This is a genomic window from Pseudomonas sp. Sample_24, from assembly GCF_004307605.1.
Classification (GTDB): domain Bacteria; phylum Pseudomonadota; class Gammaproteobacteria; order Pseudomonadales; family Pseudomonadaceae; genus Aquipseudomonas.
In genome coordinates this window covers 8,729-9,936 of sequence record NZ_RCNW01000399.1, presented here as the reverse complement: position 1 = coordinate 9,936, position 1,208 = coordinate 8,729, and the positions used below count along the sequence as shown (strand labels likewise).

1 protein-coding gene and 1 pseudogene are annotated in these 1,208 nt (G+C 58.7%); both read right to left on the bottom strand.

The genetic code is table 11. The annotated features are described in order from the left end of the window. Positions 1 to 512, bottom strand: a pseudogene (gene eno / locus D8V06_RS23100) (phosphopyruvate hydratase); the annotation flags it as partial. Positions 513 to 668: 156 nt separating this feature from the next. Then, the coding region (gene kdsA / locus D8V06_RS30485; RefSeq protein WP_177434479.1) for a 3-deoxy-8-phosphooctulonate synthase at positions 669 to 1,208 on the bottom strand (540 nt) is incomplete at its 5' end.

Here is a 1,208-nt window from a genome sequence, read left to right as displayed (position 1 = left end):
ACCATGAATTCCTGGATGTCGACGTTGTTATCGGCGTGCTCGCCACCGTTGATGATGTTCATCATCGGAACCGGCATCGAGTAGACACCCGGGGTGCCGTTCAGGTTGGCGATGTGGGCGTACAACGGCAGGTCCTGGTCCTGTGCTGCTGCCTTGGCCGCAGCCAGGGAAACGGCGAGGATCGCGTTGGCACCCAGGGTTGCCTTGTTTTCGGTACCGTCGAGCTTGATCATCGCCAGATCGAGGGCTTTCTGGTCACTTGGGTCCATGCCTTTCAACAGGTCCTTGATCGGACCGTTGATGTTGGCTACGGCTTTGAGAACGCCCTTGCCCAGGTAACGGCTCTTGTCGCCATCACGCAGCTCGAGCGCTTCACGCGAGCCAGTGGAAGCACCGGACGGCGCGCAAGCGCTGCCGATGATGCCGTTATCGAGAAGCACATCCGCTTCCACGGTGGGATTGCCACGGGAGTCGAGAACTTCACGACCTTTGATGTCGACGATTTTAGCCATTGTTGTAAACACTCCAAAGTTGACGAAAACGACGCAGCTAGAGGAAATCTTTTACCGTCGGCAAGCGATGTGCAGCGGGCAGTCTTGCGGACGATAAGGCTCAAGCCCGAGGGCCTGAGCGTTAATTCGTGCGGTACTTTACCGGAGAAATGAGGATTACGCGGTTTCTACCGTCGGAAAACTCTTAACCAGTTCGTCCAGAGCTTTGAGCTGGGCCAGGAATGGCTCCAGTTTGTCCAGACGCAAGGCACAAGGGCCGTCGCATTTGGCGTTGTCCGGGTCCGGGTGGGCTTCCAGGAACAGGCCGGCCAGGGACTGGCTCATGCCGGCTTTCGCCAGGTCGAGGACCTGGGCACGACGGCCGCCGGCGGAGTCGGCGCGACCACCGGGCATTTGCAGCGCGTGGGTCACGTCGAAGAACACCGGGTACTCGAACTGCTTCATGATGCCGAAGCCGAGCATGTCGACGACCAGGTTGTTGTAGCCGAAGCTCGAACCACGCTCGCAGAGGATCAACTGATCGTTACCGGCTTCGACGCACTTGTTCAGGATGTGTTTCATTTCCTGAGGCGCGAGGAACTGGGCTTTCTTGATGTTGATCACGGCATTGGTCTTGGCCATCGCCACGACCAGATCGGTCTGGCGCGACAGGAAGGCCGGCAACTGGATGATGTCGCAGACTTCAGCGACGACCGC